Origin of the sequence: Heterorhizobium halophytocola (assembly GCF_017873095.1) — a bacterium.
GTDB classification, from domain to species: Bacteria; Pseudomonadota; Alphaproteobacteria; order Rhizobiales; family Rhizobiaceae; genus Allorhizobium; species Allorhizobium halophytocola.
Genome location: NZ_JAGGJU010000014.1, coordinates 92,488 through 118,538, shown reverse-complemented (window position 1 = coordinate 118,538; position 26,051 = coordinate 92,488). Strand labels below are relative to the sequence as shown.

The following is a 26,051-nucleotide window of genomic DNA, read 5'->3' as shown; positions in this document are numbered from 1 at the left end:
GACCGGTGGCCGGCTTCGAGGTTCTCCATGTCTCCCCAGGTTTCCCATCCGGTCTTCGACGGCCATAACGATGTGTTGCTGCGCCTCAGGCGCTCCGGCCAGCCCGATCCTGCCAAGGCGTTTCTGGAAGGGGAAAAGACCGGACATATCGACCTGCCGCGCGCCCGTGAAGGTGGGCTTGCCGGAGGGCTTTGCGCGATCTACATCCCCTCGCCGACGATGGCGAAGGACGCAAACGGCGATTTTGTGCCGCCTGCGGAAGCCGATGCGCTTGCCGAAACCCTGGCCATGGCAAGGCTGCTGTTCGACATCGAGCGTCGCTCGGACGGTGGCTTAAAGATCTGCCGCAGTGCAGCCGATATCCGCCGAGCGATCGAGACGGGCGCCTTTGCCTCGGTTTTTCACATTGAGGGCGCCGAAGCGATCGGCACCGATCTCGACGCTCTCCACGTGTTGCATGCGGCAGGGCTTCGCACGCTTGGCCCCGTATGGAGCCGGCCGAACATTTTTGCCTATGGCGTGCCGTTTCGCTTTCCCTCGACGCCGGACATCGGGCCGGGCCTCAGCGATGCCGGCAAGGAACTCGTTCGCGCCTGCAACGAATTGAAGATCATGGTCGACCAGTCCCACATGAACGAGGCCGGCTTCTGGGATATCGCGGCGATTTCGAACGCACCGCTGGTCGCATCGCATTCCAACGCCCATGCGCTTTGCCCGCATTCCCGCAATGTTACCGACCGCCAGCTCGACGCGATCAAGGACACCGGTGGTCTGATCGGCATCAATTTCGGGGTTCTCTTCCTGCGCAATGACGGCATCAAGGATCCCGGCACCGGCATTGATCCGCTGCTCGACCACATTGCTTATGTGGCAGACCGGATCGGTATCGATCACGTCGCCCTCGGCTCGGACTTCGACGGCACGACGATCCCGGCGGCCATGGGCGACTGCCGGGGGCTGAAGTTGATAGTCGACGGGCTCGTCGAGCGCGGCTTCGACGCGGCAGCCCTCGACAAGGTCACGCACCAGAACTGGATCCGCGTGCTGGAACAGACCTGGGGCGGCTGACCGCCCGGGGTCTCTCTCAGCGAAAGGTCAGGGCGTCGCCTCTCCAAGCGACCGCAGCCCCAGCAGGGCCGCCCCGATCAACCCGGGTTCGACGCGGCAGAGGGCCGGTACGACGAGCGGTCGGTCAAAACGGCGCAGGATGCGCGGGCGCACCGCCTCGTCGATCCTGGCAATCAGCGCCGGCACGTTGGAGAGACCGCCACCAACCGGTACGATGGTGGCACCGGTCACATTGACGACAAGCGCGAGCGGCGATGCAAGCACATCGACCATCACGTGGACGGTGCGCGCTGCGGCTTCATCGCCGACTTGCCACCGGGCAAGGATGTCTTCCGCCTTCAGCGTCTGACCATGCAGGTGTGCGTGGATCTTTTCGATCCCCCGCGCACTGCAGGTCGCGTCGATGCAGCCGTGAAGACCGCAGCCGCAGGCAAAGCGTGGCAATTCGACGGGCGGATTGCCCGCACGGGTCGCAGCCACGGGCCCATGGCCCCATTCACCGCCAAACCCGCCATCGCTGTTGATCGGCTGGCCGTCGACGACGAGACCGCCACCGACACCGGTGCCGAGGATCGTGCCGAACACGATGCGGTGCCCCTTGCCGGCTCCGGCCAGGGCCTCGGCTGTGGCAAAGCAATCGGCGTCATTGGCAACGATCACCGGAAGTCCCAACGCCGCCTGCAGGTCGCCGGCAAGCGTGCGCCCATGCACGCTCGGGATATTGGCGACGATCGCCCGCTTCGTATCGGGATCCACAACGCCGGCAATCGACAGCGCCACGCAGCGCGGAGTTTCGCCGCTTTCCGCAATCACGCTCTTCAGCGTTTCGACGAAGGCGTTGAAGTCCTGCAGCGGCGTCGGTCGACGCTCGAAGGTCCGGATGTCGTCGGCCGAGCGGGCGAAGGCCCCCTTGATGGCGGTGCCGCCGATGTCGAAGCAACTGATCACGACGCACGCTCCTTTTGCGGGCTGGTGCCAAACACGCGCTTGCCGGCAATATAGGTGGAATGCAGCGTCAGGTCGGGACCCAGCATGACGAAATCGGCATCGCAGCCGACGGCAATCCGCCCCTTGTGCCGCGCGCCGATGGCGTCGGCCGGATAAAGCGATGCCATCCGCAGCGCCTCGCCCAGATCGAGACCCAGCATGTGGTGCGCATTGCGAACGCAAGACAGCATGTCGATATCCGCCCCGGCAAGCGTGCCATCGGCAAGCGTCAGGCGCCCACCGCCGCGATAGACCTGCCGGCCGTTCAGCACCAGCCCGTCGTCATCGCTGCCGATGGTCGACATGGAATCGGTCACGAGAAAGATCCGGCCCGGCCCCTGCTTTGCCTTCAGGGCGACCGACATCGAGATCGGATCGACATGGAAACCATCGGCAATCAGCCCGCAGGACAGCGCGCCCGAAGACAAGGCGGCGCCGACGACCCCGGGTTCGCGATTGCCGAGCTGGCTCATTGCATTGAACAGATGGGTAACGAGGCTTGCGCCCGCTTCCACATAGGCGAGCACCGTCTGGGCCGTCGAGTCCGTGTGCCCGAGGCTGACCTTGTAACCGGCCGCGACAAGCGCACGCACCTGTCCGGGCGTGACGCTTTCCGGCGCCACCGTGATCAAAGCCTCGCCGAAACGGCCCCCGGCAGCCCGCAGCCGCTCCAGATCCTCCGGCGCCATCGGGCGGATCAACGCCGGATCATGCGTGCCCTTGCGGGCCAGAGACAGATGCGGTCCTTCGATATGAAGACCGAGATAGCCCGGCACATGCACCGATTGCGATTCGACACCGGCTGCAATCGCGGTCGCCGTAAGCTCCGGCGTGTCGGTAATCAGCGTCACCAACAGCGAGGTGGTGCCGTATTGCGCATGGGCCGCACAGATGCGGGCAATGCCGCCCACCGTCGGGTCGTTGTTGAAGAGGACCCCGCCGCCGCCATTGACCTGCAGGTCGATAAAGCCCGGCGCGATCGTCAGCCCGTCTGCCTTGACGACCTCAGCATCCGATGGGATCTCGCCCGCCCGGCAGAGACCGGCAATGCGATCGCCCTCCAGCAGCAGGGCGTGATCTTGATGAAAGGTCTCCCCGTCGAAAATCCGGGCGCCGTCTATTGCCGTCCTGCTCATCGGGTCTGGGTCACCTTGCTGAGGGCCGCCGGCTTGTCGGGGTTGAAACCCCGGCGGCGGGACAAGGCCTCGACCATGCCGTAATAAGGCACGATCAGTGCCAGAGCATCGGTCAGCGGATGACCTGTCTCGACAAAAGGCAGGATCTTGCCGCCGCTCGCCCGTGCCGATGTGGTAAAGATCCTGGCATTCTTGGCCGCCATGCGACTGGCGATCTCGGCCGTCGAGGCTTCCGCCTTGTCGCGTGCGGCAAAGGCGATGATCGGGAAATCCTTCGCCACCAGAGACACCGGACCATGCAGCACCTCGGCGGAGGAATAGGCCTCGGCATGCAGTTCGCAGGTTTCCTTGCATTTCAGCGCGGCTTCGGCGGCAATCGCCAGCACCGGTCCGCGACCGAGCACATAGAGCGATGTCGCATCGGCAAGCGTCTCGACCACCTCGCTCCAGTCGAGGGCCAGAGCCCGGTTCAGGTCTTCCGGCAGGGCCTTGACCGCGCGCTGGAGCGCTTTATCTCCACTCCAGGCGGCAAGCATGGCAAGGCCTGCCACGATCGAGTTGACATAGGACTTGGTGGCGGCAACGGCGATCTCCGGCCCCGCGGCAATATCGATCGCCGCACTCGCGGCCTCCGCAAGTTTCGACGGCAAGGTGTTGACGAGCGCCACGGCATAGGCGCCGCCGGCCTTGGCCGCCTGCGTCATCGCAACGATATCCGGGCTGGCGCCGGACTGCGAGATGCTGATGCTGGCGGCGCGGTCGAGTTTCAGCGGCGCGTCGTAGATCGACGCAAGCGAGGGTCCGAGCGATGCCACCGGGATGCCCATCTGCAGTTCCACGGCATATTTGAGGAAATAGGCGGCATGATCCGACGAACCGCGCGCGACGGTCACCAGGACGGCGGGATCGACAGCCTTCATCCGCGCACCGGCGGCATCCAGGCTCCTGGCTGAAACATCAAGCAGCCGTGCCGCAGCCTCGGGGATTTCGTCGATTTCCTGGCGCATGGCCGTTGTGATCGTCATGGTGTTCTCGTCTCGATAAGCTTGGAATGAAAGATCAGGTCTGGAGGCTGAGTTCGGCTGTCAGGTCATAGGCATCGCTACGGTAGAGCGCGCGCGACACTTCCATCACCCGGCCGGTCTCGAGATAGGCGACACGCTGGACGGACAGCGCCGCCGATCCGGGCGGAACGCCGAGCAGCGCGCTCTCGTCATCGGCAAGCGTGACCGCGGAGATGCGCTGGTTGGCGCGAACAGGGCGTATGCCCCGTGCCTCCAACGTTTCGTAGAGCGATTCAACGATGGCTTCGGGTTCGTCGAGAATATCCTGCGGCAGGCTGGTCCGCTCAAGCGCGATAGGCATGCCGTCGGCCAGTCGAAGACGCACCAGCCGGGCAACGCGCGCGCCGCCCGAAAGGCCCAGCATCATGGTTTCCTCGGCGGTTGGAAAATACAGCTTGCGATCGATCCAGCGCGATCCGGCGACCATGCCGCGCCGGCGCATGTCTTCCGAAAACGAGGTCAGCCGGCTCAGCGGCTGCTGCAGACGCGGCACCGGCTTGCTGACGAAGGTGCCGGAACCGCGGCGACGCACCAGGAGCCCGTCCTGGACGAGGTCGTCGATCGCCTTGCGCACCGTCACGCGGCTGATGCCGGCCGACTGGGCGATGTCGCGTTCGGCCGGCAGCGCATCGCCATTCTTCAGGATCTCGGTCTTGATCGCGTCTTCGATCGCCTGCTTGAGCTTGACATAGAGGGGTCCGCCCGCCGCAACCTGAAGCTGGTCCAAACGCAATTCCGTCACAGCCTCTCCCCTCGCGCCCCTTTGAACGGCGCCGATCGGATCGTCAGGGCTGTGCGCAGCCGGATTGTCACGAGACAGCCTCCCTCGGTGGTGGAAGTGGACAATACCAACAAAATACCAGTTGGGCAATTTCTTTCGCAAAGAGGAAGCGAAGTTTGGCAGCAATGCCGCTTTCGCGTTTAATTCTAGAGATTTAGCATTTTTCGAACAGGATTTGCCGAAGTCGCTAGACGATTGGCATTTATTTGGTATCATACCAACGCTGACTGCTGCACGGGTCGACAAACCTGGGCTTCAAGACCAGCCGAAGCTGACCCAATAACCGATCGCCCGCGAACCGACATGTCGCGAAGGCGCCAAGTCGTTCTTTCCGCTATGAAAATGAATTTCACATATTTGATGTGCCAAGCGTTTTCTTATTGACGGAACCGGCCGGTTTGCGCAGTTTACGAAAAATAATTTCGAGAAGACAGGGGACGTCAGGATGAAAGTTGGGATAGTAGGGCTCGGATTCCGACTCGGTTATCTCGCCACCGTCTTGAACGAGGCGGACAAGGATTTCGAGATCGTCGGCTATGTCGATCCGGCGCCCGCGGGCATGCCGGGACTGGAAGAGGCCGGCATCTTAGCCGGGACATCCTATGCCACGCCGCAGGACCTGATCGCCGCCGGCGGCTTCGATCTCCTGATGATCGGCTCGCCCAACCATATGCATCTCGACCACATCCGCCTCGGTCTCGAGGCCGGGCTGACCGTATTCACCGAGAAGCCGATCGTGGTGACGATGGAAGAGACCTATGCGCTCGCCTCGCTTCTCCACACCTATGGTCACGACCGGCTGCTGGTCGGTTTGGTGCTGCGCTACTCGCCGCTTTACCGTGATCTGCGCAAGGCGCAGGCCGAGGGCAAGCTCGGCGACGTCGTCTCGATCGAGGCCTCGGAACACATCCAGCCCTACCACGGCGCCTTCTTCATGCGCGACTGGCGCCGCTACGGGCAATATGCCGGCGGCTTCATGCTGGAAAAATGCTGCCACGACCTCGACCTTTATAACGGTCTTGTCGGCACCCGGCCGCGCTATGTCGCAAGCTTCGGCGGTCGCAAGAGCTTCACGCCGGCCAATGCCCCGCAAAACGAGGGCATCAACGACCTGGAAGTCTATCACCGCAAGCCGAGCGGCTGGATGGGTTCCGACAAGGTCTTCGACAGCGATGGCGACATCGTCGACTACCAGACCGCCATCGTCGAATACGAGAACGGCGTGTCGATGACCTTCCATACCAATCTGAACGTACCCGACGAGTTCCGCCGCTTTTGCGTCATCGGATCCAAGGGCATGGCGGAAGGCGACTTCGTCCGCGGCTTCTTCAACGTCCACAGCGCCCGCACCAACGAGAAGACGGTTGCCAATACCTATCAGGCACCCTCGGCGAGCTCTCATCATTATGGCGCCGACGAGCAGATGATCGACGACGTGATCGCCTTCATGCGCGACAGCACCGCACAGCCGGTGTCGGCGATCAACGCGCTGGAAGCCGGCATATTGGCCCTGGCCATGGACGAGGCCCGCTTCGGCCGCAAGGTAATCGATCTTGCGCCTGTATGGGAGAAGTTCGACGCCTGCCTCAACGGCACGGAATCCGCAACGCTTGCACGATCTGCCTGAGGGAGACGATCATGGACGCAAAACGCAGCGCCGTCGTCTTTGCCTGGCTGCTTCTGGCCCCGGCCCTCCTCTACGTCATCGTCATCGTTGCCTACCCGCTTCTCGATACGTTCATCCTGTCGTTTACCGACGCCTCCTTGCGCAAGACCAGCAACTGGGTCGGTTGGGACAACTACCAGCGGATCTTCAACCAGACCTTTGCCGATGTCATCATCCGCACCTTCGTCTGGACGTTCTTCTCCGTCTCGATCAAGATGATCATCGGCGTCTTCGGTGCGGCCATGCTGAATGCAGCCGTGCCGGGTCGCTCGGTCTTCCGCCTCCTCACCATGCCGCCCTGGATCGTACCCATGGCCGTCGGCATCTTCATGTGGGGCTGGATGTATAACGGCCAGTTTGGCATGATCTCCGGCCTGTTGCAGCGCTTCGGTCTCTCGGACGGCCCGGTCGCCTTTCTCGCTTACGGCTCGACGGCCTTCTGGGCGACGATCATCACCGATGTGTGGATCGGCGTGCCGATGGTGACGCTCTATATGCTCGCCGCCATGCAGTCCGTGCCGCAGGACCTCTACGAGGCCGCCTGGACCGATGGTGCCGGCCGTTTCTATCGCTTCCGCCGCATCACTTTGCCGCTGCTGGTTCCGTCGATGATCACCATGTCGATGATCTCGCTGATCTCGACCTTCAATTCCTTCGACATCATCTGGATCCTGACGCAAGGTGGGCCGAACGGCGAGACCACGACGATGATCATCGACACCTATCGCACCGCGATCGGTTCGCACAAATATGGCCAGGGCGCCGCGCGGGCCGTGATGATCTGCATCTTCCTGTCGATCTTCTCGGTCGCCTATTTCCGCGTGACAAGCCGACTTTCAGCCGGAGCCAATCGATGAGCCAGAAGAACCCCTCCCTCATCCACCGCTATGCCTGGTACGAGATCATCGGCATCTATGCCGGCATCCTGCTCTTTCTGACATTCGTGCTGGCACCCTTCGTCGAGGGCTTTCTGGTGTCGCTGAAGCCGCTCAGCCAGCTGTTCTCGTCGCCCTACCGCTTCTGGCCGGAAAACGGCTCGTTTGAGGCCTACCGGACGATGTGGACGAGCGTTCCGGGCTTCGCCCGCTACATCTTCAACTCCTTCTTCATCGCCGGCACCATCACCATTCTGGTGCTGATGATGGTGGTACCCGCCGCCTATGCCTTCGCACGTTTCGATTTTCGCGGCCGCGGTCCTCTGCTCGGCGCCTTCCTCGCCGTCAACATGTTCTCCGGCGCGGTGCTGCTGATTCCGCTGTTCCGGCTGATGCGCTCCTTCGGCGTGCTGAACACCTATCTGGCGATGATCGTGCCGGGCGCCGCCTTCCTGATCCCGACCGGCATCTGGCTGTTGCGTACCTATATCATGCGCATTCCGCGCGAGCTGGACGAGGCGGCCTATGTGGATGGTGCCAGCTACTTCTACACGCTGCGCCGCGTCATCCTGCCGATCGCCATGCCCGGCATCATCGTGGTTGCGATCACCACCTTCATCGGCGCCTACGCCCAGCAGTTCATCTTTGCCCTCACCTTCAATTCCAAGACCGAATACATGCCGCTGCCGATCGGCCTCTTTGCCTATTTCGGCCGGCAGGAAGTGATCTGGAACGAGCTGATGGCGGCAAGCTTCGTCGGCATCGCGCCGGCGATGATCGTGATCTTCTTCCTCCAACGCTACCTCGTCAGCGGCCTGACGGCGGGTGCTGTAAAAGAATAACCAGGCCACACCAACCACCAGAGAACGGGAGACTGACAGTGACGAAGAATTTTATGAAACTCGGGCTTTGCGCCGCGGCCATGATGGGCTCAACCATGCTCGGCACGCTGAGCGTCCACGCCGCCGACAAGGAAATCACCTGGATCTATTGCGGCGACAAGATCGACCCGATCCATGAGAAATACATCAAGGAATGGGAATCCAAGAACGAAGGCTGGAAGGTCTCGCCGGAAGTTGTCGGCTGGGCCCAGTGCCAGGACAAGGCAACCACGCTGGCCGCCGCCGGCACGCCTGCCTCGATGGCCTATGTCGGCTCGCGTACGCTGAAGGAATTCGCCCAGAACGACATGATCGTTCCGATCCCGATGACGGACGAAGAGAAGAAATCCTATTATCCGAACATCGTCGACACGGTCACCTTCGACGGCACCCAGTGGGGTACGCCGGTGGCCTTCTCGACCAAGGCGCTTTACTGGAACAAGGACCTGTTCAAGCAGGCTGGCCTTGATCCCGAAAGCCCGCCGAAGACCTGGGCCGAGGAAATTGCCGATGCCAAGGCTATCAAGGAGAAGACCGGCATTGCCGGCTATGGCCTCCCGGCCAAGACCTTCGACAACACCATGCACCAGTTCATGCACTGGGTTTACACCAACAATGGCCAAGTCATCGACGCCGATGGCAAGATTGTCATGGACAGCCCGCAGGTGCTCGCAGCCCTTCAGGCCTACAAGGACATTACGCCCTATTCCGAAGAGGGCCCGACTGCTTACGAGCAGAACGAAGTGCGCGCCATCTTCCTGGACGGCAAGATCGGCATGATGCAGTCCAGCTCCGGCGCTGCAAAGCTGCTGCAGGACACCAAGATCAACTGGGGCGTGACGACGCTTCCGCTCGGTCCGGATGCCAAGGGTCCCGGCACGCTGCTGATCACCGACAGCCTGGCCGTGTTCAAGGGTTCGGGCGTCGAGGACAAGGCGGTCGAATTTGCCAAATACATCACCTCGCCGGGCCCGCAGGGCGAATACGAATTGCAGGGCGGCGCCGGCCTCACCCCGCTTCGTCCGTCGGAAAAGGTCGATGAATTCGTCAAGAAGGACCCCTACTGGCAGCCCTTCATCGACGGCATCACCTCGGGTGGCCCGGAACCGCTGTTTACCGATTACCGCGGCTTCCAGAACGTCATGATCCAGATGGTCCAGTCGGTCGTCACCGGCCAGGCCGAACCGAAGGCAGCGCTTGAAAAGGCTTCTGCCGCGCTCGAGGAATACAAGTAACAGCAGCCGCATGGGAGGCCGGCCTGCCGGCCTCCCACTTCCCGAATTCCAGACATATCGGTGGCCACACCACTGCCCGCAGGAGACAGCGTTTTGGGCCAGCTCTATCTCAACAAGGTGCGTAAGCACTTCGGACATTTCGAGGTCATCAAAGGCGTGACCCTCGACATCAAGGACGGCGAATTCGTCGTCTTCGTCGGACCGTCCGGATGTGGCAAGTCGACGCTTCTGCGGATGATCGCCGGCCTTGACGACACAACCGATGGCGACATCGTCATCGATGGCGAAAAGGTCAACGCCCTGCCGCCGGTCAAGCGCGGCATCGCCATGGTCTTTCAGTCTTACGCGCTCTATCCGCATATGAGCGTTTTCGAGAACATCGCCTTTCCGCTGCGCGTCGAGAAGCTCGACGAGGCGCGGATCAAGGAAAAGGTCGAGGGCGTGGCCAAGATCCTGCAACTCGATCAGCGCCTGCAGCAGCGGCCCGGCCTCCTCTCGGGCGGCCAGCGCCAGCGCGTGGCGATCGGCCGTGCCATCGTGCGCGAACCGAAAATCTTCCTGTTTGATGAGCCGCTGTCCAATCTCGACGCGGCGCTTCGCGCCGACATGCGCATCGAACTGACCAAGCTGCACCGCGATCTCAAGGCGACGATGATCTACGTCACCCATGATCAGATCGAGGCGATGACGATGGCCGACCGTATCGTCGTCCTGTCCGGCGGCGATATTTCGCAGGTCGGTGCCCCGCTCGAGCTCTATCACAAGCCCGAAAACGTCTTCGTCGCCGGCTTCATCGGCAATCCGAAGATGAATTTCGTGCCCGTCACCGCGACGGCAGTCAGTGATGAGGGCGTCACCATACGGTACGAAGACAAGACCATGACCGTTCCGGTCGAGGGCCGCGCGGACGTCGTCGGCAAGCCTCTGACACTCGGGATCCGGCCGGAGCATGTCGAGCTCAGCGGCGGCGACTTCAACCTTACGGTAGTCCCGAGCGTCATCGAGCGCCTCGGCGTCACTACCATCGCCTATGCAAGCCTCGGCCCGGACCAGCCGTTCTGCGCGGTATTGCCCGGCTCCGTCGGCCTGCAGGCCGAGCAGCCGATGGCCGCCTGCTTCAAGGCGTCCGACTGCCACCTGTTCGACGAGGCGGGCCTGGCGCTGGAGCGCAAGGTGGATCTGGCATCGCTCGAACTGCCGGCGATGACCGCCCTGCCCGCGGCAGGCTGATGCCGGAAGGCCAGGCCGGCCTTTTGCGCGTTGACTTCGAGAGTCATTGTTTTAAGCTTAAAGCATTGTCTCTCGGGAGTTGATGATGCGCGATCCTCATTGCCATTCCAGCAGCATTCAGGTGAACAGGCCGGCGGCCGAAGCCTTTAAAATCATGTCTGAAGGCCTGAAACAGGGGCAATGGACCTGGGGCAGCCTCAACCGCGAGGAGGTATCACCGGGTCTGTTCAAAGGCACTTCGATTTTTACAGGCAAGGCAGCCTTTGTCCGCCTGCATGTCGACACTGCCAGGCTCAGCGTCGACTACGAGGTCGGCGCCGCGCCAGAGACCATGCAGTTTCGCAACATGTCACGGGTGATCCCCGGCGATACCCTGCGCATGGACGCCGGGACTTCGGTGATCAGCCTTCTGACATGGCGGCTCGCCACCCAGTCCGATGCAGAATGGGAGCAGTTCGGCTGCATCCACGAGGCCGAGATGTTTCTGATCAAGGGTCTGCTGGAGCGGCAATAAGCGGCAATAAACAGCCGTTCAGTCCGGAAATTCCTGATATTGCGGAAGGTCGTCGGTGATCTCGTGCCAGGGCGCCTTCGATCCGACGAAGATATGCGCCGAGGGCCGGATCGACGGCGCGTCGACCAGGGTGCCGAGCGTTACGTGGACATAGCGCCCCGCACGCACGACGGAATAGAGAAGGCTGCCGCAGTCCGGGCAGTGCACATCATGGTCGCGCGCCGCATCGCCGTAGACGAGAATGCGGGGTTCACCCCGCGTCAGGCTGAGCCTTTCCCGCGCGATGCCGGCAAACGGCTTGAACGCCGACCCGGTGGCCCGGCGACACTGAGAGCAATGGCAGTTCATCGCATAGGAGAAGGCGTCGTCGACCGCATATCCGGTCGCGCCACACAGGCATGATCCTCTCAGCATGACATGGCCTCCCTCTGGCGCCCGATAGCAGGAGGGCTACCAGACGAGGCCGCGCGCCGCCACCTTTTCGACGCGAGTCACCTTGCCGTCGCGATGAAAGGCAAGGGCGTCGAAGAGGTTGGTGACCACGCAGGTATGGTTCGGGATGATCCGGATCCGCTCACCGATCTCCGGCCTTCCACCGGTGCAGGCGCTGAGGTCGATCGTGCCGTGCTCTTCCGACAGGCCGATAATCGAAGCCTGCGGATATTCGACCACATGGCCGAAATCGGCAAAGCCCAGAAGGTCAGACGTCAGGGTCTTCGAGCCGGCGTCGATCACCGCGCGGTCGCCCGTCGGACGCGAGACGACTGTCGCCAGAATCTGCATGGCGCAGTCTTCGAGACCGACATGGCCGGCCCGCACGATCGAGCGATCGTTATAGATATAGGTGCCGGCCCGATGCTCGGTCGCCGATGGCACGAGATGGGCGGAAAACAGGCTGGGCGTGCCGCCGTTCGAGCGGATGGGGCAGTCGATGCCTTCCGCGTCGAGCAGCGCCATTGCCGCGCGGAAGAAAGCCTCCGTCTCCGTCTCGCCCTTCGCCTTGGGATAGGTGAGCAGGCCGACGAAACTCAAGCCGTCGCTGCCGGCGATCAGGCGAGCCAGTTCGAGGGCGCGCTCCGGCGTCTGGACGCCGCACCGGCCGCCACCGGTGTCGCATTCGACCAGCACCTTAAGCGGCTTTGCGCCGGCGAACTGCGCCGACAGGCCTGCAATGGTCACCGCGCTGTCGGCCACCACTTTCAAGTCACCGATCCGGTCGTTCAGGGCCTGCAGCCGGTCGAGACGCTCATGTCCCATCAGGTTGAAGGTGATCAGGATATCATCGAAGCCGGCATCAGCGAAAACCTCGGCCTCGGTCACCTTCTGGCAATTGATCCCCCTGGCGCCGGCCTTGACCTGCTGGGCAGCCAGCGCCGGGATCTTGTGGGTCTTGATATGCGGCCGGAATGCCAGCTCATGTTCATCCATATAGGACTGAACCCGGGCGATATTGGCGGCCAGCCGATCCTCGTCGATCACCGGCATCGGGGTCATCAGACTGTCGAGGGGCTCGCCGATATGCCGTTTCAGGAGTTCGATCATGCTGCCACCTCATCATGGGGATTTTCGACGCGTGGCCAGATACCCTTTCCGGCCTTGAGATAGGGATTGGTCGCCGGATCGTTCGGATAGGGCGTGCCGGCCGAACAATAAAGGATCTCGGCCGCGATCTTCGAGAACGAGGCATAGAAATGGTTGGTCGACTTGATCACCAGGATCTTCTTTGCCGTCGGATCAATGCCCATGACGGAAAACAGCGACGGGTCGAAGCTCTGTGCCCTCACGGTATTGAGGATGATGTCGATGCCCTGGAAGCGGATATGGGCACTGTCGCCGAAGGGTGCAAAGCTTGCGCCGAACCGCATCTCGGCATTCCTGACCAGCTTGACCACCTCGACCCGTCCATCCACCGGATTGCCGGTGCCCGGCGCCGATTTCGCGCCGAAGCGCAGCGGGATGGCCGCGCCCTCCCCGGCCGCCATGCAGATCTGCACGGCAATCGGATCCCAGATCGTACCGACGGCAGCATCCGTCACGCCGCGCGCCAGCAGTTCCTCGAGCAGAACCGTTGCATCGCCGGCGGTTCCGCCGCCCGGATTGTCCCAGACGTCGGCGATCACCACCGGCCCCGCGGGCGCCGCCATCGCCTGCGTCACGGCCTGATGTTCGTCGATCTGCGGCACCATGAACCGGCCGCGGTTGGCGTAGAGTTCCATGCCGATCTCGCGGGCCAGGGCCTCACCCTTGTTGCGATTGCCATTGGTGATCGCGATCGTCTTCGTGCCCATCTCCGGCACATCGCCAGCCATGAAGCCATGGATGATCGACAGCGACAGCACGTCGGCGTCTTCGGCCTCGATCGCTGTCAGCCGGTCCACGATACCGCGCATCGGCTGGCGCGATGTGGGGAAGACGTCGATCATCTTGGGATCGTAGACCGACATCACCGGACGGACCCTGCCCTCCAGCGTATCGACCGTTATGCGCCAGAGATCCTCGGCCCGGTCGACGAAATCGGTGTGGGGAAATTCCTTGAAGGCGACCAGGAAGTCGCAGGCAGCCACCCGCTTTGCCGTCAGGTGGCTATGCGGATCGAGTTCGGCACAGACGGTGACGTCCGGACCGACAACCTCGCGAATGCGTGTCATCAGGTCGCCCTCGCAATCGTCGTAGCCATCGGCAACCATGGCGCCATGCAGGCCCATCACGACGGCATTGACCGGCAGGGCTGCCTTCAACTGATCGAGGATCTCGTCGCGCAACCCCTCATAAGTGGACCGGCTGACAAGCCCGGCCGGATCGGCCCAGGTCGCCGTGCCCTCGATCAGGGTCCAGCCCTTCTGCGCACAGACCTTGCGCCCGACGGTAATCGGCGCCGTGCAGAGCGTCGGCGTTTCCGGATGCTGCCCGGGCGGCGCATAGAGCGAGGCCTCGAAGGCGCGGCGGTCGATGCAGATCGGCGAGAAGGTATTGGTCTCAGTGGCAAGGGCGGCAGTGAAAATGCGCAACGCGGGAGGCTCCGGTCAGACTGTGGGCGGGCAGAGGCAGATCAGGCGGTACCCATGGGATTGGGCAGATAGCCGGTGAATCCGGAGATCTTCCAACGGCCCTCATGCAGGCGGCAATAATAGAGTGTCTGCCATTCCATCTTGTCGAAACCGCCGTCGGCCGTCTTGATGCCACCCATGAACTTCTTGCGCACCAGCGCCGTCTCGCCCTCGACCTCGATCACCTCGAGCGTCGTGGTGCGGAAAATCGCGGCGCGCGGATCTTCGCCATGGGTCATCGCCTGGAAGTCGCGGGCCTGCTGCAGCCACTCGTCGCGGTAAGCGGCAAGTGTCGGAAACGCGAGGCGCCAATTGTCCGGATTAGGGTCGCGATTGCCGCTGATCCCGAGAAATCCGTCCTCGACAAAGTCGTCCTCGACCATCGACCAGTCCGCCGCCAGAAACGCATCGATGTCGCGCGGCACCAGCATTTCCCAGATGGCATGGCGTGCAGTATCTCCGGCAGGGAACGGATTGAGAAAGGGATCGCGGGTCATCGAGCTGCTCATCTAAATTCTTTTCATGAGGGCGGAAAAACGCTGGCAGAATTCGCTCTGTTATGGTCTTCTGTCAATCAATTAAGAAAATAATTTGCGTAAACGCGCAGCCGAGAGGGGTCTTGGACAATGACGGCAGCTTTGCTTCGAGGCGAGCGACATGTGGCCGCAGCAGCTGACGCGATATCCGCGATCCGGTTGCCGGACATCAGCCTGCATTGAGCCCTTCATGGATATCATCACCAAGATTCAGGACCAAAAGCCGAAATTCTCCCAGTCGGAACGGCGGATTGCCGATATCCTGCTCAACGAGTTCGATTTCGCCGTAAACGCCTCGATCATCGAGCTTGCCGAACGCGCAGAGGTGTCTCCGCCGACGGTAACGCGCTTCTGTCGCCGACTGGGCTGCCAGAATTTTGCCGACTTCAAGGTCAGCCTGGCCAAGACCGTCTATGTCGGCCTGCGCTATCTGAAGCCCGAGCCGACCAGCACCGCACCGGCCGATGTGGCCACCGACGTGATCACGACGGCGCAGAACGCTCTTTTGCAGATCCATCATTCGCTCGGCATCGAACGGATCGAGGCTGCCGCAACCGCGCTTGCCGCCGCAGACATGATCTATGCCTTCGGCTCCGGCGGCAATTCCTCGATGATTGCCGACGAGTTGCAGAACCGCCTGTTCCGGTTGGGATCGCGCATCACCTCCTGCAACGACCATGCCATGCAACTGATGTTGACGGCATCGGCCCGCGGCAGCGACGTGCTGATCGGCTCATCCTTTTCCGGCCGCAACCAGGAACTGGTACGGTGCTTCCAGCTGGCGTCCGAAAGCGGCATCACCACGATCGCCTTGACCCAGAGCGACAGCCCCGTCGCCCAGGCGGCCGACATCCTGGTAGCGGTCAACATTCCGGAAGGCGGCAACATCTTTCGCCCGACCTCCAGCCGTTATGCCTATCTCGCGGTGGTCGACACCATTTCAAGCCTGATTGCCTATCGCAACCGCGATCGCGCGCAGGTGACGCTTCGCCATATCAAGCAACAACTCGTGGAAAACCGGGACGGCGACGACCGACAACTGCTCGGCGACTGATCCTATTCCCACGCCGCATTCGACGGACAAATCAATTCAAGGAGCTTCCCCCCGTGCCTTCTTCTGTTGCAGTCGTCACAGGCGCTGCCGGCGACATCGGCAAGGCCATCGCGGCCAGGCTTGGCGACAGCCATGACCATGTCGTGCTGATCGATCTCGATCTGCCGGCCGCCGAAAAAGCCGCCGCCTCGCTTGGCGGCACCGCCACCTTTCAGGCTCTGCGCTGCGATGTGACCAATGCGGATGACCTGGCAGCGGCAGCGACATCCGTGGCGGATTTCGGTCTTGTCCGCACGCTGGTCAACAATGCCGGGGCTGCACGCGCGACCAGCCTGCACGAGACCACGCCCGCCATCTGGCGCCAGGACAGCAGCCTCAATCTTGAAGCCCCGTTCCTGTGTTTCCGCGCCTTCGAGGATGCGTTGAAGGAGACCAGGGGGTCGGTCGTCAACATCGCCTCGGTCAACGGCCTCGCCGTCTTCGGCCATCCGGCCTATAGCGCCGCGAAGGCAGGTCTGATCCACCTGACGCGGCTGATCGCAGTGGAATACGGCAAATACGGGATCCGGGCGAACGCCGTGGCGCCGGGCACGGTCCGCACCCAGGCCTGGGAAGCGCGCGCGGCCGCCAACCCGCAAGTCTTCGAAGAGGCCAAGCGCTGGTACGCGCTGCGCAGGATTGCAACGGCCGAAGACGTGGCCAATGCCGTCTTTTTCCTTTCCGGCGCTGAGGCATCGGCCATCACCGGTGTCTGCCTGCCCGTCGACTGCGGACTGACGGCCGGCCAGGCGGAACTCGCCCACACCTTTTCGCAATCCGACGATTATTAAAAAACCAAGAGCACGGGAGCATATGCGGCATGGCTATTGCTGAATTTCGACTGGAAAACGCCTGGCATCCGATCGAGGGAGAGACGGGCGGCGGCTTTTCATTCACCCTCCTCAATCTCTCAGCGGAGGCGATCAGCGATTTCCGCCTCGTCTATACCTCGCTGACCCGCACGATCGACGCACCGCGCTGCCAGAACGCCCGCTATTTGAGGCGCAATGCCAATTTCCACGAATTTGCGCCACCTGCCGGTTTCACCCTGAAGCCCGGCGAGAGCTGGACATTCGTCGTCGACGGCCTGCTGCGTCCGGCAAAGCACCGCACCGATGGTGCCAAATCCGCCTATGTCAGCCTCTCGAATGGTCGCCATGTCGATGCGATCGTCGGCGACCTGATGCTGGAAGGACGCCATAGCGAACCAGCGCCGAAGCTGCTGCCGGAAGGCAAGCTCGACCAGCCTTTCGCCTTGCTGCCCTGGCCGGCAGAGGCATCGCTGACGGCAGGCGACACCTATCCGGTGGCGCTCTATCCGGCACCAGGCGCCAATGCCGATGACATCGCGGCAATGCATGGCGTCGCCTCGCTGCACGCGCGGCTGTTCAGTGTCGGTCATCAGCCGCTCAGCCTTGCCCCCGTCCATGAAGGCCGCGCACTCACATTTTCCGCCGACGCCGCGCTCGGGGCGTCCGCCTACCGGCTCGATTTCGCAGGAGATGCCGTCGGCCTCACCTATGGTGACGCAGCCGGTCGCCAATATGGCCTGACCGCCCTTTGCCAGCTGCTGCATGGTGCGCGCATCGATGCCGACAGGTTCCGCTTCCCGGCCGCCGGACACATTGCAGACAGCCCGCGCTATGGCTGGCGCGGCACGCATCTCGATGTCTCCCGGCAATTCTATCCGACCACCGACGTCAAGCGCCTGATCGACATCCTCGCCTGGTTCCGGATGAACATCTTCCACTGGCACCTGACCGACGACGAAGCCTGGCGTTTGGAGATCAGGGCCTATCCGCAATTGACCACCGTCGGCGCCACCCGCGGGCCGGATGCCCCGCTGCTGCCGCAGCTCGGCAATGGCGCCGAGCCCGTCGTCGGCTTCTACAGTCAGGACGAGGTCAAGGCGATCGTCGCCCATGCCGGCACGCTGAACATCGAGGTGATCCCGGAAATCGACATCCCCGGGCACAGCACCGCGACGCTTGCCGCCCTGCCCGAACTCACCGACGGCCAGGAAGCGCCAGACAGCTATCGCTCGGTACAGGGCTTCCCCAACAACGCGCTCAATCCGGCAATCGAGCTCACCTATGACTTTCTCGGCAAGGTGTTCGACGAGATGATCGAGCTCTTCCCGTCCCGCTACATCCATATCGGCGGCGACGAGGTGGCCAACAACACCTGGCTCGCCTCGCCGCTTGCCAGGAAGCTGATGCAGGACGAGGGACTGGAGGGCACGTTCGCGCTGCAGTCCCACTTCATGAAGCGGATCCAGGCGATGCTGGCCGAACGCGGCCGCATCGTGGCCGGCTGGGACGAGGTCTCCCATGGCGGCGGCGTCGATCCGGAGGGCACGCTGCTGGTTGCCTGGCAGAAGCCGGAGGTCGGCATGGAACTCGCCCGCCAGGGCTATGACGTCGTCATGGCGCCGGGCCAGGCCTATTATCTCGACATGGTGCAGGCGGAGGAATGGCAGGAGCCGGGTGCGAGCTGGGCCGGAACGGTGCCGCCACATCACACCTATACCTATGAGGCTGCCGGCGAATTTCCGCCTGAAATCGCAAGCAAGCTTCGCGGGGTTCAGGCCTGCATCTGGTCGGAACACTTCCTCAACCGCGACTATTTCAACCATCTCGTCTTTCCGCGCCTGCCCGCCATCGCCGAGGCCGCATGGACGCCGAAAGCTGCAAAGAGCTGGGACCGCTTCGCCGCAATCGTTCCTCTGAGCCCGCGTTTCTGAGCCCGTAACCGAGGTTGTCATGACTTTGAAAATCGCCGTCGGTGGCATTCATACCGAATGCAGCACCTCCTCCCCGGTCCTGATGAAGGTGGAGGACTTCCGGGTCTTCCGCGGTCCGGACCTGCTCGGGGCCGACTATTTCTCGTTTCTGAATGCGGACGGTATCGACCATCTGCCGCTGTTGCATGCGCGCGCCGTCCCGGGCGGCCCGGTGTCGCGCGCTGCCTATGATGCGTTCAAATCCGAGTTCCTCGAGCGCCTGAAGGCCAGCCTGCCGATGGACGGGCTTTATCTCGCCATGCATGGCGCGATGAATGTCGAGGGCATGGACGACGCCGAAGGCGACTGGATCTCGGCTGCCCGCGCGGTAGTCGGCGACCATGTCGTCATTGCCGCAAGTTACGATCTGCATGGCAATGTCAGCCAGAAGATCATCGACCAGCTCGACATCTTCGCCGCCTACCGTACCGCACCCCACATCGATGTGCGCGAAACCATGGTTCGGGCCTGGTCGATGCTGGTCGCCGCACTGAAATCGGGCACGCGACCCGGCATTGCCTGGGTACCGGTGCCGGTGCTCCTTCCGGGCGAGCGCACCTCGACGGAAGACGAGCCGGCCAGGAGCCTCTATGCGACCCTGCCGGAACACGACAAGACCGACGGGGTTCTCGATGCCAACCTGATGATCGGCTATGTCTGGGCCGATGAGCCCCGCGCGACCGCCTGCGCCGTCGTCACCGCCACCGACAGGCAGGCGGCCAGAACGGCAGTCAAGGCGATCGCCCAGTCTCACTGGGACGCCCGGGAGGCCTTCAGATTCGGGCCGGTCACCGGCCCGCTGGACGAGATGCTGGAGATCGCCGCAAAGACCGAGACACGCCCGATCATCCTTGCCGATTCCGGCGACAACCCGACCGGCGGCGGCGTCGGAGACCGCGGCGATGTGTTGCAGGCACTGATCGAACGCGGCTGGCAGGACGCCGTGGTCGGCGGGATCTGCGATCCCGAGGGCGTCGCCGCCTGCTTTGCAGCCGGCGAAGGAGCCGAACTGACCCTCACCATCGGCGGCAGGCTTGATCCGGCCAGCCCCTCTGTCGAAACAACGGTCACCGTCAAACAGCTTGACGATCCCGGCCCGCCCGAGGAGCGGCAGGCGGTGGTCGTCACGGGCGGGATCACCGTGATCCTGGCTGCGCGCCGGCGCCCCTACCACAACATCGCCGACTTCACCCGCTTCGGCATCGAGCCTGAGGCCGTGCGGCTGCTGGTGGTCAAATCCGGCTATCTGTCACCCGAACTGGCGCCGATTTCCAATCCGAACCTGATGGCGCTGACCGACGGCGTGATCAACCAGGACATCGAGGCCCTGCCGTCCAGCCGCCGCGTCCAGCCGATCTATCCCTTCGTGAAAGGGTTCGATTTTACCCCCGAAGTGCGATATTCGTCCCGCTGGCAAGACAGCTAGCGCTTGCAGGCCGGGCGACATTCCCGTCCGGCCTTCCTCATACATGTCCGGCTTCCATGTTTCAGCCACTCTCGATTGTCCTGCGATCGGCGCCGATCCGCGCCAGCGCACTCACCATCTTCTTCTTCGGCTTTGCCGGCGCAGCGACCTCGCCCTACATGTCGCTTATCGGCATTCGTGAACTCGGATTCAGCGACGCGCATTACTCCCTGCTGATTTTTCTCGCAGCCGTCGTCAACGTGTCGGCCAGCATCCTTGCCGGCATCCTTTCCGACCGCATGGGGGACTATCGCCGGTCCATGCTGATTGCCTGCCTGTTCGGGATCTCCGGGTATGGCCTGATCTTCTTCATACCCAATGCCAGCATTTTCGTCTTCGCCATGCTCTGCATGGTGCCGATCTTCGGGACACTGAATTCCCTGATCTTCGCCCAGGTCCGTGCCAGTTCGAAGGACGTCTCGGCGCGTGAACTGGTCACGATCAACTCTGCCATCCGCTCGATGATCTCGCTCTCCTGGGTGCTCGTTCCGGGCCTTGTCGGATTCTATCTGGCCGGCCAGAAGAGCATGCTGCCGGCCTTCCTGATCGCGGCACTTGCCTGTGCCGCCTGCCTCCTGCTGATCCTGACGCTTCTCCCACGCGATGTGACGCCATCTGCGACGAACGGTGGCCTTGCGATCTTTGCGGCATTGAAGATCGTAGGCTCGCCGCAGGTGCTGCTGCGCGTGATTGCCGTGTCGCTGGTGTCGGCGATGATGCATGTCAACGCAGCCGTCCTTCCCCTGGTCGTGACCGGCAGGGCGCACGGCACCTCGGCCGATGTCGGCAATATTGTCGGGATCGTCGCGTTCCTCGAGGTCGTCTTCATCATTTTCTGGGGCATGCTGGAACGCCGCGTGACGTCACTCGGTGCGCTCGCGGCGGGAACGGTCTTTTACGGCGCCTATCTGATCCTGCTGAGCTTCGTCACCGACACGTCGCAGGTCTACGCCCTGACGCTGCTGAGTGGCCTCGGCGCCGCCGCGATCATCAGCATACCGATCACCTATGTGCAGAACCTGATTGCCGATCGTGCCGGCCTTGGAAGCTCGCTGATCGCGGTCAATGTCTTTATCAGCGGCGGTTTGGGGTCGCTGATCTTCGCAATCGGAACCGCCGTCAGCGATTATGCCGGCACCGCTCTGCTTGCGGCTCTTGTCGGCCTTGCCGGGATCGCGCTTCTGGTGTTTTTCGATGTCAGAGAACGCGCTCACAGCCGATAGGATCCAGACATGCCGAACCCGAAAGCAAGCGAGAGGCGCCTGGAAGTCTGCGTCGAGACCGAAGCCGGGCTGAGGGCCGCGATCAATAGCGGCGCCGACCGGATCGAGTTATGCTCTGCCCTCTCCGTCGGCGGCCTGACCCCGTCGGCGGGCTTCATGAGGCTTGCGGCGGAGGCCTCAGTCCCCGTCCACGCGCTGATCCGCCCGCGGGCCGGCAGTTTCGTGCATGACGCGGCCGAACGCGACATCATCACGGCGGACATACGGGAAGCGAAAGCGGCGGGACTGGCAGGCGTCGTCATCGGCGCGTTGACCTGCGACAACCGTCTCGACCTCCCCGCCCTCCGTCAACTCGTCGATGCGGCAGACGGTCTGTCGCTCACCCTGAGCCGCGCCTTCGATCTGGTGGAGGATCCGCTGGTTGCCCTGGAAGAGGCGATATCCCTCGGCTTCTCGCGCATCCTGACCTCCGGCTGCGCCCCGTCGGCGCCACACGGACTGGAGACGCTGCGACGGCTGGCGGCGAGGGCCGACGGGCGTATCGGCCTGTTGCCGGGCGGAGGCGTGCGGGCCGAGAACGCGCCAGCGCTGCTTGCGATCAATGGAATTTGCGAACTCCATGCCTCCTGCGGCAACAGCAGACCTGCCGATGACCGGCTGTCCGCACTCGGCTTTTCGGATGCTCGGGACGTTTTTACCGACACGGAAAAGGTGCGCGCTCTGAAGCGTGCGATGCAGATCGCCGGTCCCTGACGGCCGGGACTGCGCAAGACAGCCGCAGATTGTCTCCGATTGCAAAACCGGCCCGCTCAGGTTGACCCTGTCGCGACAAGGGTGTCATATTGACGCCATCGCAGCCTGAAGCAGCAAAGGCGGCATGCCCGAACAGGTGCTTCGCAACTGAGGAGGTCAGGACGCGATGCCTGTCGGCAAGTCGGCGCATATGCTGCGGTCAGGGAAAAGCCTGGACATATCTGACGGGACGAGACGCGCAGTCTGCTGACTGCTGCGCAAGACGCGCACGTCCATGTCTGCTTACCCTTTCGGACGGGGATTTAGAGGAGAGACCAGGAGACAGTCGACATCAATCGCCGCGACAGCGGTTCTCAGGGAGGAGAAAGACATGAAAAAGCTGGCAAGCTTTGCAGGCGCCATGATCGCCGGCACCTTGTTCTGCGGCGCAGCACAGGCCGCGACGGAACTGAGCCTCTGGTATCACGGGGCCGGAAACGACACCGAAAGGCAGATCCTGACGGGCATCATCAAGGACTTCAACGGATCGCAGCAGGACTGGGAGGTCAAGCTCGAGGAATTTCCGCAGAACGCCTATAACGATTCCGTCACGGCAGCGGCCCTTGCCGGCAAGCTGCCCGACATCCTCGACATGGACGGGCCGAACATGCCCAACTGGGCGTGGTCGGGCTATCTCCAGCCCCTGGATCTGCCGGAAGACAAGATCGCCAATTTCCTGCCCGGCGCGGTCGGCAAATGGAAAGGCAAGCTCTATTCCGTCGGTCTTTGGGATGCAGCCGTCGCGATCTTTGCCCGCAAGTCGGTGCTGGAGGAAAACGGCATCCGCATACCAACGCTCAAGAAACCCTGGGTCGGTGAAGAACTGAATGCGGCCCTGCACAAGCTGAAGGACAGCGGCCAGTTCGACTATCCGATCGATCTGGGTATGGCCGACAAGTCGGAATGGTATCCCTACGCCTTCAGCCCCTTCCTGCAAAGCTTCGGCGGCGACCTGATCGATCGCGAAAGCTACACCACCGCCGAGGGCGTGCTGAACGGTGACGAGGCGCTGCAATTCGGCGAATGGTGGCAAGCGCTGTTTAACGACAAGCTTGCCCTGGGCACCTCGCAGTCGCCCTCCGATCACGAAACCGGTTTCCTCGACGGCAAATATGCGATGCAGTGGATGGGCAACTGGGTGGCGGTAAAGGCGCTGGAGAAATACGGCGACGACCTGCTGTTCCTGCCGGCTCCGGATTTCGGCCACGGCCCGAAGATCGGTGCCGGCTCCTGGCAGTTCGGCGTCTCTGCCAAGAGCGAGCATCCCGACGGCGCCGCCGCCTTCATCGCCTTTGCCATCCAGGACAAGTATCTGGCCCAGTTTTCCGATGCGATCGGACTGATTCCGGCCACATCGACGGCGGCCGAACTGACGAAGAACTACAAGAAGGGCGGGCCGCTCGCCGTGTTCTTCGATCTCTCGGCCAAACAGGCGACGCTGCGGCCCGTTACGCCCGCCTATGCCTTCATCTCGCCGACCTTCCAGAAGGCGGCCGCCGACATTGCCGACGGCGCTGATGTGGCCGACACGCTCGATGCCGCGACCGATGCAATCGACGCAAATATCGAGAAGAACAACGGCTACGGCTTCGAGGATAACTGATCCCGGAAGATCCATCCCTGTCGCGGCCGCAGATCCGGCCGCGATAGAACTCCTTTTGCACCATTCCGAGGAGAGCGTTCGTGGCAGGCCGATCGAAAACGTCCGCACTGCATCGTCAGAACCTGACCGGCTGGCTGATGGCCGCGCCGGCAGCCTTGCTGATCCTCACCTTCCTGGCGGCCCCGTTCTTTCTCGGTGTCGGCCTCTCCTTCACCAACCAGCGGCTGGTCTCGCCCAATCCGACCGAATTCGTCGGCCTTGCCAATTTCGAAAGCCTGCTCGGCGTCGGCATCCTGGTGCTGGAGCCGAAACGGGATGCATCCGGCGCCGTGACCCGGGATGATGCCGGACAGATCGAATATCCAAGGGTCCGGTCGTTCACCCGCAACAATCCCGACTACCCGCAATATAAGGGCATGCGGGACTACAAGAGCTTTGCCTGGGGCGACGACCAGATCGTCATTCTCGCCCGCGACGTGGTCTTCCTCAAGGCGCTGGTCAACACCCTGGCCTTCGTCCTGGTGGTCGCGCCGGTGCAGGGCGGGCTGGCGCTGGCGCTTGCTCTGCTGGTCAATCAGAAACTGCCCGGCATCAACATCTTCCGCGCTATCTATTTCATGCCGGTGGTGCTGTCGATTGTCGTCGTATCGCTTCTATGGCGCTTCATATATGCCGGCGACAACGGGCTTTTGAACGCCCTTTTGTCCTTCCTCACCTTCGGCCTGTTCAAGCCCGTCGACTGGCTCGGCAATCCGGATACGGCGCTCTGGGCGATCCTTGCCATGTCGGTCTGGCAGGGCGTCGGCTTTCACATGGTGATCTGGCTGTCGGGTCTGCAGACAATTCCCGTCTCGCTCTATGAGGCCGCAGACATCGAGGGGGCGAACAGCTTGCAGAAGTTTCGCTTCATCACCTGGCCGCTGCTGCGCAATACGGCGGTGCTGGTCCTGCTGGTGATCACCATGACCGGCTTTGCGCTATTTGCCCAGATCGACGTGATGACCGGCGGCGGGCCGCTCGATTCCACCCAGTCCCTCGTCTACCAGGCGGTCCAGCACGGCTATGTGAAGCAGGACATCGCCAGCGGGTCGGCGATCTCCGTCATCCTCTTCATGCTGGTCCTGACCATTTCCCTCATCCAGCGCTATCTGACACGGGAGCGACAATAATGGCCTATGCTGGCGCAAGGACCACCTGGACGGATTACGCGCTTCGCTATCTGCTGCTGAGCGCGGTTGCCGCCGTCTTCATCTTTCCGCTGATCTTCATGGTCATGTCGTCGCTGAAGCCGGATGCGCAACTGCTGCGAGACACCGCCTCGATCCGCGCCTTTCTACCGGTCGGCGACATCTCGCTCGACAATTATGTCGCCGCCTTCAGGCGGGCGCCGATCGGGCTCTTCGTGATGAATTCGGTCATCGTCACCCTGGTGACGGTTGGCGCGGCGCTCTTCTTCGGCTCGCTTGCCGGCTTTTCCTTCGTCTTCCTCAACTGGTTCGGCCGCGATCTGGTTCTCTCGGTCATCCTTGCGACCCTGATCATTCCGTTCGAGACGATCGCCATTCCCCTGCTGCTCGAGGTTAACAACCTGCCTTGGCTGTGGACCTCCGGCGTTACCATCGGGTGGCTCAATTCCTACCATGTGCAGATCATTCCCTGGATCGGCGACGGGCTGACGATCTTCCTGTTCGTCCAGTATTTCAAGGATCTGCCGAAGGAACTGATCGAGGCCGCCACGATCGACGGGGCGAGCTGGTTCCAGATCTACTGGCGCGTGGTCATGCCGATTTCCGGCCCGGTGATCGCGACGGCGGCGATCCTCAAATTTTTGATCATGTATAGCCAGCAATATCTCTGGCCGCTGCTGGTCACCCAGTCGGAGGGCTATCGTCCCGTGATGGTCGGGCTGCAGTATTTCTTCCAGCTCAACGTCGCCTGGGGAGAGGTCATGGCCTATCTTACGATCATCACGCTGCCGGTGCTGATCTTCTATCTCTTCCTGCAGAAGGCCTTCATCTCGAGCATCGCATCGACGGGCCTGAAAGGATAAGCCTCATTCCCGGAAGTCTCCCG

At 62.5% G+C, this 26,051-nt stretch carries 24 protein-coding genes; 16 read left to right on the top strand and 8 right to left on the bottom strand.

All coding sequences use genetic code 11. The features are described 5' to 3' along the window. Window positions 1–27: 27 nt before the first annotated feature. The gene (locus J2Z17_RS22165) at window positions 28–1,068 is read left to right on the top strand and encodes a dipeptidase (RefSeq protein ID WP_209948383.1); all 1,041 of its coding nucleotides are present in this window, start codon (window positions 28–30) and stop codon (window positions 1,066–1,068) included. 27 nt (window positions 1,069–1,095) lie between these two features. Here the strand turns inward: J2Z17_RS22165 and J2Z17_RS22160 are convergent, their stop codons facing one another. From J2Z17_RS22160 to J2Z17_RS22145, 4 genes are read right to left on the bottom strand one after another with little or no spacing between them, the layout of a single operon-like run. Beyond that, window positions 1,096–2,016 (bottom strand): ROK family protein, encoded by a 921-nt coding sequence (locus J2Z17_RS22160; protein ID WP_209948380.1) that lies wholly within the window; start codon window positions 2,014–2,016, stop codon window positions 1,096–1,098. Then, a complete protein-coding gene (nagA, locus tag J2Z17_RS22155; protein ID WP_209948378.1) occupies window positions 2,013–3,191 on the bottom strand; it encodes an N-acetylglucosamine-6-phosphate deacetylase in 1,179 nt (392 codons plus the stop codon). The genes J2Z17_RS22160 and nagA overlap by 4 nt, the downstream gene beginning before the upstream one ends. Then, complete coding sequence (locus J2Z17_RS22150) at window positions 3,188–4,210, bottom strand: SIS domain-containing protein (protein ID WP_209948529.1); 1,023 nt, start codon at window positions 4,208–4,210, stop codon at window positions 3,188–3,190. The genes nagA and J2Z17_RS22150 overlap by 4 nt, the downstream gene beginning before the upstream one ends. A gap of 40 nt (window positions 4,211–4,250) precedes the next feature. Then, the gene (locus J2Z17_RS22145) at window positions 4,251–4,988 is read right to left on the bottom strand and encodes a GntR family transcriptional regulator (RefSeq protein ID WP_245224289.1); all 738 of its coding nucleotides are present in this window, start codon (window positions 4,986–4,988) and stop codon (window positions 4,251–4,253) included. A gap of 493 nt (window positions 4,989–5,481) precedes the next feature. Here J2Z17_RS22145 and J2Z17_RS22140 point away from each other — a divergent pair, with 493 nt between their 5' ends. From J2Z17_RS22140 to J2Z17_RS22115, 6 genes are all read left to right on the top strand, one after another. Next, complete coding sequence (locus tag J2Z17_RS22140; RefSeq protein ID WP_209948376.1) at window positions 5,482–6,663, top strand: Gfo/Idh/MocA family protein; 1,182 nt, start codon at window positions 5,482–5,484, stop codon at window positions 6,661–6,663. An 11-nt stretch (window positions 6,664–6,674) separates the two neighbouring features. Next, window positions 6,675–7,559 carry a carbohydrate ABC transporter permease gene (locus J2Z17_RS22135; protein ID WP_209948374.1) on the top strand — a complete coding sequence of 295 codons (885 nt, stop codon included), beginning with the start codon at window positions 6,675–6,677 and terminating at the stop codon, window positions 7,557–7,559. Beyond that, entirely contained in the window at window positions 7,556–8,419 is an 864-nt protein-coding gene (locus J2Z17_RS22130; protein ID WP_209948372.1) for a carbohydrate ABC transporter permease, read from the top strand. The genes J2Z17_RS22135 and J2Z17_RS22130 overlap by 4 nt, the downstream gene beginning before the upstream one ends. Before the next feature lie 53 nt (window positions 8,420–8,472). Beyond that, a complete protein-coding gene (locus J2Z17_RS22125; RefSeq protein WP_209948525.1) occupies window positions 8,473–9,693 on the top strand; it encodes an ABC transporter substrate-binding protein in 1,221 nt (406 codons plus the stop codon). 93 nt (window positions 9,694–9,786) lie between these two features. Beyond that, entirely contained in the window at window positions 9,787–10,923 is a 1,137-nt protein-coding gene (locus J2Z17_RS22120; protein ID WP_209948370.1) for an ABC transporter ATP-binding protein, read from the top strand. 82 nt (window positions 10,924–11,005) lie between these two features. Then, window positions 11,006–11,437 (top strand): hypothetical protein, encoded by a 432-nt coding sequence (locus tag J2Z17_RS22115; protein ID WP_245224288.1) that lies wholly within the window; start codon window positions 11,006–11,008, stop codon window positions 11,435–11,437. An 18-nt stretch (window positions 11,438–11,455) separates the two neighbouring features. Here the strand turns inward: J2Z17_RS22115 and J2Z17_RS22110 are convergent, their stop codons facing one another. The 4 genes from J2Z17_RS22110 to J2Z17_RS22095 are packed head-to-tail and all read right to left on the bottom strand — an operon-like array spanning window position 11,456 to window position 14,993. Further along, a complete protein-coding gene (locus J2Z17_RS22110) occupies window positions 11,456–11,851 on the bottom strand; it encodes a GFA family protein (RefSeq protein WP_209948368.1) in 396 nt (131 codons plus the stop codon). A 36-nt stretch (window positions 11,852–11,887) separates the two neighbouring features. Then, the gene (locus tag J2Z17_RS22105) at window positions 11,888–12,979 is read right to left on the bottom strand and encodes a D-TA family PLP-dependent enzyme (RefSeq protein WP_209948366.1); all 1,092 of its coding nucleotides are present in this window, start codon (window positions 12,977–12,979) and stop codon (window positions 11,888–11,890) included. Next, entirely contained in the window at window positions 12,976–14,445 is a 1,470-nt protein-coding gene (locus J2Z17_RS22100) for a M81 family metallopeptidase (RefSeq protein ID WP_209948364.1), read from the bottom strand. The genes J2Z17_RS22105 and J2Z17_RS22100 overlap by 4 nt, the downstream gene beginning before the upstream one ends. A gap of 41 nt (window positions 14,446–14,486) precedes the next feature. Beyond that, entirely contained in the window at window positions 14,487–14,993 is a 507-nt protein-coding gene (locus J2Z17_RS22095; RefSeq protein WP_209948361.1) for a hypothetical protein, read from the bottom strand. Window positions 14,994–15,210: 217 nt separating this feature from the next. On the opposite strand from J2Z17_RS22095, the gene J2Z17_RS22090 reads away from it, so the two are divergent. The 9 genes from J2Z17_RS22090 (at window position 15,211) to J2Z17_RS22050 (ending at window position 26,028) form a co-directional block, all read left to right on the top strand. Next, the gene (locus J2Z17_RS22090) at window positions 15,211–16,074 is read left to right on the top strand and encodes a MurR/RpiR family transcriptional regulator (RefSeq protein ID WP_209948358.1); all 864 of its coding nucleotides are present in this window, start codon (window positions 15,211–15,213) and stop codon (window positions 16,072–16,074) included. A gap of 53 nt (window positions 16,075–16,127) precedes the next feature. Next, window positions 16,128–16,904: an SDR family oxidoreductase gene (locus tag J2Z17_RS22085; RefSeq protein ID WP_209948356.1), complete on the top strand. Its 777-nt coding sequence runs from the start codon at window positions 16,128–16,130 to the stop codon at window positions 16,902–16,904. Between the two features lie 29 nt (window positions 16,905–16,933). Then, the gene (locus tag J2Z17_RS22080; protein WP_209948354.1) at window positions 16,934–18,856 is read left to right on the top strand and encodes a beta-N-acetylhexosaminidase; all 1,923 of its coding nucleotides are present in this window, start codon (window positions 16,934–16,936) and stop codon (window positions 18,854–18,856) included. Window positions 18,857–18,881: 25 nt separating this feature from the next. Then, on the top strand, window positions 18,882–20,321 hold the full coding sequence (locus J2Z17_RS22075) for a M81 family metallopeptidase (protein WP_209948521.1): 1,440 nt from the start codon (window positions 18,882–18,884) through the stop codon (window positions 20,319–20,321). A 56-nt stretch (window positions 20,322–20,377) separates the two neighbouring features. Beyond that, on the top strand, window positions 20,378–21,583 hold the full coding sequence (locus J2Z17_RS22070) for an MFS transporter (RefSeq protein WP_209948352.1): 1,206 nt from the start codon (window positions 20,378–20,380) through the stop codon (window positions 21,581–21,583). A 9-nt stretch (window positions 21,584–21,592) separates the two neighbouring features. Further along, on the top strand, window positions 21,593–22,336 hold the full coding sequence (locus J2Z17_RS22065) for a copper homeostasis protein CutC (protein WP_209948349.1): 744 nt from the start codon (window positions 21,593–21,595) through the stop codon (window positions 22,334–22,336). Between the two features lie 370 nt (window positions 22,337–22,706). Continuing rightward, window positions 22,707–23,978, top strand: a complete 1,272-nt coding sequence (locus J2Z17_RS22060; RefSeq protein WP_209948347.1) for an ABC transporter substrate-binding protein — start codon at window positions 22,707–22,709, stop codon at window positions 23,976–23,978. 80 nt (window positions 23,979–24,058) lie between these two features. Further along, window positions 24,059–25,147 carry a carbohydrate ABC transporter permease gene (locus J2Z17_RS22055; protein WP_342454449.1) on the top strand — a complete coding sequence of 363 codons (1,089 nt, stop codon included), beginning with the start codon at window positions 24,059–24,061 and terminating at the stop codon, window positions 25,145–25,147. Further along, window positions 25,147–26,028 carry a carbohydrate ABC transporter permease gene (locus J2Z17_RS22050; RefSeq protein WP_209948344.1) on the top strand — a complete coding sequence of 294 codons (882 nt, stop codon included), beginning with the start codon at window positions 25,147–25,149 and terminating at the stop codon, window positions 26,026–26,028. The genes J2Z17_RS22055 and J2Z17_RS22050 overlap by 1 nt, the downstream gene beginning before the upstream one ends. Window positions 26,029–26,051: the final 23 nt, after the last annotated feature.